This window comes from Arthrobacter sp. Y3223164, from assembly GCF_059091005.1.
Genome location: NZ_JBNHGF010000120.1, coordinates 1 through 7,146, shown reverse-complemented (window position 1 = coordinate 7,146; position 7,146 = coordinate 1). Strand labels below are relative to the sequence as shown.

Annotated in this window: 6 protein-coding genes; 5 read left to right on the top strand and 1 reads right to left on the bottom strand. The window is 69.1% G+C overall.

All coding sequences use genetic code 11. The features are described from left to right. A partial coding sequence (locus tag AC5RUJ_RS08180; RefSeq protein WP_494155749.1) for a hypothetical protein occupies positions 1-537 on the bottom strand: 537 nt, incomplete at its 3' end. A gap of 152 nt (positions 538-689) precedes the next feature. Here AC5RUJ_RS08180 and AC5RUJ_RS08175 point away from each other — a divergent pair. The 5 genes from AC5RUJ_RS08175 to AC5RUJ_RS08155 form a co-directional block, all read left to right on the top strand. Beyond that, complete coding sequence (locus AC5RUJ_RS08175; RefSeq protein WP_494074892.1) at positions 690-1,391, top strand: winged helix-turn-helix transcriptional regulator; 702 nt, start codon at positions 690-692, stop codon at positions 1,389-1,391. A 68-nt stretch (positions 1,392-1,459) separates the two neighbouring features. After that, positions 1,460-2,455, top strand: coding sequence for a mycothiol synthase (mshD, locus tag AC5RUJ_RS08170; RefSeq protein ID WP_494128930.1), 996 nt, complete (start codon positions 1,460-1,462; stop codon positions 2,453-2,455). 59 nt (positions 2,456-2,514) lie between these two features. Further along, positions 2,515-4,737 (top strand): RNA degradosome polyphosphate kinase, encoded by a 2,223-nt coding sequence (locus tag AC5RUJ_RS08165; protein WP_494128929.1) that lies wholly within the window; start codon positions 2,515-2,517, stop codon positions 4,735-4,737. Further along, the gene (locus tag AC5RUJ_RS08160; protein WP_494000527.1) at positions 4,737-5,696 is read left to right on the top strand and encodes an NUDIX hydrolase; all 960 of its coding nucleotides are present in this window, start codon (positions 4,737-4,739) and stop codon (positions 5,694-5,696) included. Before AC5RUJ_RS08165 ends, AC5RUJ_RS08160 begins: the two co-directional genes overlap by 1 nt. 104 nt (positions 5,697-5,800) lie before the next feature. Beyond that, positions 5,801-7,146: hypothetical protein (locus tag AC5RUJ_RS08155; RefSeq protein WP_494155748.1), on the top strand; the 1,346-nt coding region annotated here is incomplete at its 3' end.

The following is a 7,146-nucleotide window of genomic DNA, read 5'->3' as shown; positions in this document are numbered from 1 at the left end:
CAGCGGGGCCAGGACCACGCCCAGCGGCGCGACGATGCGGTCCGGCCAGGGCAGCAGGCAGACGCCGATGGCCACCAGCATGCTGATCCCGGTCACCAGCATCATTCCGCCGTTGTTTGCATTGGCCGAGAGCCGGTCGGCGGCCACCCAGCCGGCGCCCAGCGAGGTGAGCACCAGGCCGGCGCTGGCGCCGAAGGTCGATTCGAGCCGCCGGGGCTGGCCGGTGCCGCGGAGCAGCTGGATCAGGAAGACGGCCATCACGCCGAGCGCAATCACCACGGCCATCCACAGCAGCGGCATGCCCGCGGGCGCGATCCCGGCGAGCACCGCCGTCGCAATCCCGGCCAGGGAGATGACGGCGGCAAGGGTCTTCTTGGCGGGCACGCCCAGCAACACCGGCCAGCCGATCCCGATCACCACCGCGGCGACGCACACCGCCGCCGTCAGCACCGGGAGGGAGAGGTAGGAGGCGCCGATGACGGCGCACAGTACGGCGGCAGCGGCTGCGGCGACGATCCACGTTTTCACGCTAGTCATACTGCCCTATGACGCAGGGGCGGGGCGAGAAACCGCGGCCCGGCGGGGCGCGGCGCTATACTTATGCCACCGTCCGGCAGGCTGCGCCTGCGTGTGTGAGGACCTGCCGGGCCCGGCCCGATGATGTGCGCCGCGAAACCCCTGGAGGAACCATGCCGCACATTCTGCTGTTGACCAACAGTTCCGGCTCGTCGATCGACGTCCTGCCCGCCCTCGAGCTGCTGAACCACAAGGTTCACATCCTGCCGGCCGAACCGACCGCCCTGCTGGAAACCGGCCCGGCCGACGTGGTCATGGTTGACGCCCGCAAGGACCTGGCCGGGGCGCGCTCGCTCACCCAGTTGCTGAAGGCCACCGGCCTGGGGGCACCGCTGATGCTTGTGCTCACCGAAGGCGGCATGGCCGCCGTCAGCGCCAACTGGCTTGCCGACGACGTGGTGCTGGCAACCGCCGGACCGGCCGAAGTCGAGGCGCGGCTGCGGTTGGTCATCGCCCGCGCCCGTGCCGGCGACCAGGACACCCGCACGGAGATCCACGCCTCCGGCGTGGTGATCGACGAGGCCAGCTACAGCGCGCGCGTCGGCGGACAGCCGCTGAACCTGACCTACAAGGAATTCGAACTGCTCAAGTACCTGGCCCAGCACCCCGGCCGGGTGTTCACCCGCGACCAGCTGCTGCACGAGGTCTGGGGCTACGACTACTACGGCGGCACGCGCACGGTCGACGTGCATGTGCGGCGGCTGCGGGCGAAGCTGGGCCCGGACCACGAGCAGCTGATCGGCACGGTCCGCAACGTCGGCTACCGGTTCACGCTGGTACGCGAGGCGGAAGAAGAACCCAGCGGCGTCGGCTGAGGCGGCCCGGCCTGCGCCGGACCGCGGCGCCCTCCCGCCGCCGGAGGCCGCTCGGATAGTCTGTGCTCATGACTGCATCGGATTCGGACCTCTGGCCCGTGCTGACCATCAAGGGCGCCCCCGACGCCGAGACCCTCGCGGACATCAAGGCGCTGGCCGCCGCCGCCGAGGAGGCCGACGGCAATCCCCCGCTCTCCGAGCAGACGTGGGTGAACCTGCGGGCCGCGGAGTCGGCCGACGTGCTGGTGCTGGCGACCTACGCGGGCGAAGAGCGCTCCGATCCCGCCACCGCGACGGCGCTGGCCGGCGTCGCCGTCGTCAGCCTTACCACCGCTGCCGGCACCGACAACGTCCTGGAACTGGTGGTGCACCCTTCCTACCGCGCCGAAGGGGTGGGGACCAGGCTGGTCGAAGCCGTCCGGCAGCACACCGAACTGACGGGCCTCAAGGCCTGGTCGCACGGCGGCCATGAGGCCGCGGGGCGGCTGGCCGCGCGCTTCGGTTTCGCCCCGGTCCGGGAACTGTGGCGGATGCGCCTGACCCACCCGACCGGATTGCCCGCCGCCGAATTGCCGCCCGGCGTGGCCATCCGTTCCTTCGTGCCCGGCAGGGATGAGGAGGCGTGGCTGGCGGCCAACGCCGCTGCCTTCGCCGACCACCCCGAACAGGGCGCGATGACGCTCTCCGATCTGAAGGCGCGGATGGCCGAGGACTGGTTCGACCCGGCCGGCTTCCTGCTGGCCGAGCGCGAGGACGGCGGCGGCCTGGTCGGGTTCCACTGGACCAAGGTCCACCCGCGCTCCGGCAGCCACCCGTCCATCGGCGAAGTGTACGTCGTGGGCGTCACGCCGCAGGCGCAGGGCACCGGGCTGGGCAAGGCGCTGACCATCGCCGGCATCAAGCACCTGCAGGACGCCGGCGAGCACGCCATCATGCTCTACGTCGACGCGGACAACGAGCCCGCCGTCGGGCTGTACCGCAAGCTGGGTTTCACCCGCTGGGATGCGGATGTGATGTACGCACCGCAGGAAGAGGCCGGCGGGCAACAGTCGGTAACCTTGTAGCTACCGGACGCCTCTACGATGAGGTGAGTCCGGCCCGCCCCAACGTCCCAGGAGAGAGCATGGTCATCGAACCCGAAGCCGCAGCCATTCCCAGGCTGGGTTCCTCGGAAATGGTCCCTGCCCGCGCCACCCAGGACCGCATCGACATTCCGGAGTTCGCGCCCTCGCTGGCGCCCGACGGGGACTTCACGCTGGAACGCTTCCTCGACCGGGAAATCAGCTGGCTGGACTTCAACGCACGGGTCTTGGAACTGGCCGAGGACGAGGACCTCTACCTGCTGGAGCGGTTGAACTTCCTCTCCATCTTCGCCTCCAACCTGGACGAGTTCTTCATGGTCCGGGTGGCGGGCCTGAAGCGCCGGATCGCCACCGGGCTGGCCGTGCCGTCCGCCGCCGGGCTCTCCCCGATCGAGCAGCTCGAACAAATCAAGGTCGCCGCGCACAAGCTGCAGCAGCGCCACGCCCGGATCTTCGCCGAGCAGATCCGCCCGGCGCTGGCCTACGAACACATCCACATCGTGCGCTGGGACGAACTGGACGAGGCGGCGCGGACCGAACTGTCCGTGATGTTCCGGGAGCGGGTGTTCCCGATCCTGACGCCGCTGGCCGTGGACCCGGCCCACCCCTTCCCCTACATCTCCGGGCTCTCGCTGAACCTGGCCGTGATCGTGCGCAATCCGGTGAGCGAAAAGGAACTCTTTGCCCGCCTCAAGGTCCCGGACCAGCTCTCGCGGCTGATCCCCGTGGACGGCCCCCGCGCCGGCTCGATCCCCGGCCGCACGGCCCGGTTCATCACCCTGGAAGACGTCATCGCCCAGCACCTGGACCTGCTCTTCCAGGGCATGGAAGTGCTGGAGCACCACACGTTCCGGGTGACCCGCAACGAGGACCTGGAAGTCGAAGAGGACGACGCCGAGAACCTGCTCCAGGCGCTGGAGAAGGAACTGCTGCGCCGCCGGTTCGGGCCGCCCGTGCGGCTGGAAGTGGCCACGGACATCAATCCCAGCGTACGCGAGCTGCTGGTGCGCGAACTCGGCGTCGAAGAATCCGAGGTGTACGCGCTGCCCGCGCCGCTGGACCTTCGCGGGGTGGAGGCGATCTACCAGATCGACCGGCCGGACATGAAGTATCCGAAGCAGCTGGCGCACACCAGCCGCCACCTGAACGAAAGCGAAACGTCCAAGGCCGCCAACGTCTTCGCGGCCATGCGCCGGCGCGACATCCTGCTGCACCACCCGTACGACTCGTTCTCCACCTCCGTGCAGGCCTTCCTGGAGCAGGCCGCCGCCGACCCGAAGGTGCAGGCGATCAAGCAGACGCTGTACCGGACCTCGGGTGACTCGCCGATCGTGGACGCGCTGATCGACGCCGCCGAAGCCGGCAAGCAGGTGCTGGCGCTGGTGGAGATCAAGGCCCGGTTCGACGAGCAGGCCAACATCGACTGGGCGCGGAAGCTGGAGCAGGCCGGCGTCCACGTGGTCTACGGCATCGTGGGCCTGAAGACGCACTGCAAGCTCTCGCTGGTGGTCCGCCAGGAAGGCGACGGGCTGCGCCGCTACTGCCACATCGGCACCGGCAACTACCACCCGCGCACCGCTCGCTATTACGAGGACCTGGGCCTGCTGACGGCGAACTACCAGGTGGGCGAGGACCTGTCCAAGCTGTTCAACCAGCTCTCCGGCTACGCCCCGAAGTCCACCTTCAAGCGGCTGCTGGTGGCCCCGCGGTCGGTGCGCTCCGGGCTGATCGACCGGATCGAGAAGGAGATCGCCAACAGCAAGGCCGGCCGCGCCGCCCGCGTGGTGATCAAGGTGAACTCGATGGTGGACGAGGCCGTCATCGACTCGCTCTACCGCGCCTCGCAGGCCGGCGTGCGGGTCGACGTGATCGTCCGCGGGATCTGCGCGGTGCGGCCCGGCGTCCCGGGGCTGAGCGAAAACATCCGGGTCCGCTCCGTCCTCGGCCGGTTCCTGGAGCATTCGCGCGTGTTCGGCTTTGCCAACGGCGGCGAACCGGTGGTCTACATCGGTTCCGCCGACATGATGCACCGCAACCTCGACCGCCGCGTGGAGGCGCTGGTGCAACTGAACTCCCGCGAGGACATCAACGACCTGCTGTCCCTGATGGACCGCTACATGGACCCCGGAACCGCCAGCTGGCATTTGGACAGCGACGGCGCGTGGACCAGGCACCACAAGGACGACGACGGCAACCCGCTCTCGGATATCCAGTCCTGGCTGCTCGCCTCCCGCTCCCGCCAGCGCACCGCCACCCGCCGCTGATGACGCAGAGCAAGACCAGCGACGCCGGCGCTCCCCCGGGCGCCAGGATCACCGCCGCCGGGGCTTTGTGCTGGCGCGTCCGCCAGGGCCGGCTGGAAGTGCTGCTGATCCACCGGCCGCGCTACGACGACTGGTCCTGGCCCAAGGGCAAGCTGGACAGGGGCGAAACCACGCCCGAGTGCGCGGTCCGCGAGGTCCACGAGGAAATCGGCGTCCAGGTGCGCCTGGGCATCCCGCTGCCCACCATCCGCTACCGGGTCAGCGCCGGACTCAAGCAGGTGGTGTACTGGGCCGCCAAGCTGGAGAAACAGGACCCCGTGCCCGACGGCGACGAGGTGGACCGCGTGCTGTGGTGTCCGCCCGCCCGGGCCCGTGAACTCTTGACCAACCGTTCCGACGTGGAACCGCTGGACGCGTTGGAGGCCGCGCATCGGCGGGACGAACTCGATACCTATCCGTTCGTCGTCGTCCGCCACGCCAAGGCCAAACCGCGGTCCGCCTGGTCGCAGGCCGAGGGCGAGCGCCCGCTGGTCGCCACCGGGCGGCGGCAGGCGCTGGCCGTGTGCCGGATGCTGTCCGTGTGGAAGCCCAAACGGATCGTCTCGAGCCCCTGGCTGCGCTGCGTTCAGACCGTCACCCCGTACGTGCTGCACACCCAGACCAAGCTGCGGACCGTCGAGGCCATCACCGAACACAACAACGAGCGCAACCCGAAGAAGGCCCGGGCCGCCCTCATCCAGATGCTCGACAAGGGTAAGCCCACCGCCGTCTGCAGCCACCGGCCGGTGCTGCCGAACCTGTTCCAGGTGCTGGCGGACCGGATGGATCCCGAACTCGCCGCGCAGCTGCCCACGGACGATCCCTACCTGCGGCCGGGAGCCGTGCTGGTCTGCCACATCGCCAAGCACCGGGGCGGGCGGATCGTCGCGCTCGAAATACTCGACGCCTACGACGACTAGCGGCACCTGACGAGTGCTCGTGCCGCCGCCCGGCACCCCCCACCCTTGACCCCTTGCCGCTTTGTATCAAATACTTGATCCATTGATACAGCACGAGGGGGATCGTGGACTTACTGACCAGCACCATCACCGGCCTGCTGTTCGGCGCCGTCATCATCTACGGCGTGCTGCGGATCATCGCTGGCAGGGCCGGCGCCAGTGCAGCCATCCTCGCGGAGGCGGGCTCCGGCGTGGACACCGATCCATCGGACGGGGCCGGACTGGACGCCGCCCGGATGCATGCGTTCTGGACGGCCCTCATCGCGTTCTTCGCCAGCGGGCTGTCTGCGGCCTCGAAGGTCGGCGATATTCCGGCCGCCTACTACGCCGGACATACACCGGCGCCTTCCTGGCTGGCTGACCTGCTGACCGTCCTGGTGCCGCTGGTCAGCCTGGCCGGAATCTACATCATCGGCCAATACACCTGGCCCAAGCCCCGCGGCAGGGTCCGCCGAGCCGACATCGCTATCCGGCGCATCCGCGACTACATCCCCTCGGCGCTGCTCTCAGTCATGATTTCGGCGGCCGTGCTGGCCGTGATCGCGGCGATCGTCGTCCGGGAGTTGCCGGAAATCGACGGATTCAGCGGTTCCCAATCCTTCGCCGGTGTTGAGGTCTCCGGCGGGCACAACGGCCGCCAGCCCGGCAGCTACTTTGCCCCGATCCTGCTGATCGGCATCCTGACGCTCGCGGCCGGCGTCGCCGCGGCGACGGCGGTCATCGTGCGCAGACGCTCCGTGGACTCGCTCAACCGCGAGGACAACGACATCTTGCGGCGCATCCTCATCAATCGATTGTTCCGCACGGCCACCTTGCTCTTCGCCACGCTCGGCACCATGGCAGTCAGCTTCGCCAATCACCAGGTGCCGGCCCTCATCCTCGACGGACCGGCACCGACCACCGGCTGGGAACCCGCCCAGCAACTGGCAGGCTGGCTCACGGTCACGCTGATGATCGCCATGGCCCTGTGGCGCCCTCCCCTGCTGGCCCCCGACGGCACTCCGGGCCGTCCGGTCATCTACCGCGGCACCTATGCCGCGGGCTTGGAAATTACGACGTCGGCGCGTACCGCCGGTCTCATCGTTACAGTGCTCGCCTTGATCACTTTGTCTGCCTTCGCCAGCATGATCTACTTTGCCGTGCCGGTGCCTACGCCGGTAGACGGTGGAACGGCTGACGGCCCGGCCTTCGCACTTCCGTTGATGCCCGTGGTCTTTGCCCTGCCAACGTCCATCTTCCTCGCCGCAATCGCCGCCGGAGAGGTCCATATCTGGCGAGGCCATACACGTCCCCGTACTCAGCCGTCCCCTGCCCCGACAGCCCCGCGGCCCGTCGGCTGGACACCGCCCGGCGCAGCTTCAGTCCAACTGGTTCCGCGCCCGCTCCTTGCCGCCGTTGCCGCCGGCGCGGT

Coding starts and splice junctions, on each gene's coding strand:
- AC5RUJ_RS08175 (WP_494074892.1), top strand. CDS start 690: ATGCCGCACATTCTGCTGTTGACCAACAGTTCCGGCTCGTCGATCGAC.
- mshD (WP_494128930.1), top strand. CDS start 1,460: ATGACTGCATCGGATTCGGACCTCTGGCCCGTGCTGACCATCAAGGGC.
- AC5RUJ_RS08165 (WP_494128929.1), top strand. CDS start 2,515: ATGGTCATCGAACCCGAAGCCGCAGCCATTCCCAGGCTGGGTTCCTCG.
- AC5RUJ_RS08160 (WP_494000527.1), top strand. CDS start 4,737: ATGACGCAGAGCAAGACCAGCGACGCCGGCGCTCCCCCGGGCGCCAGG.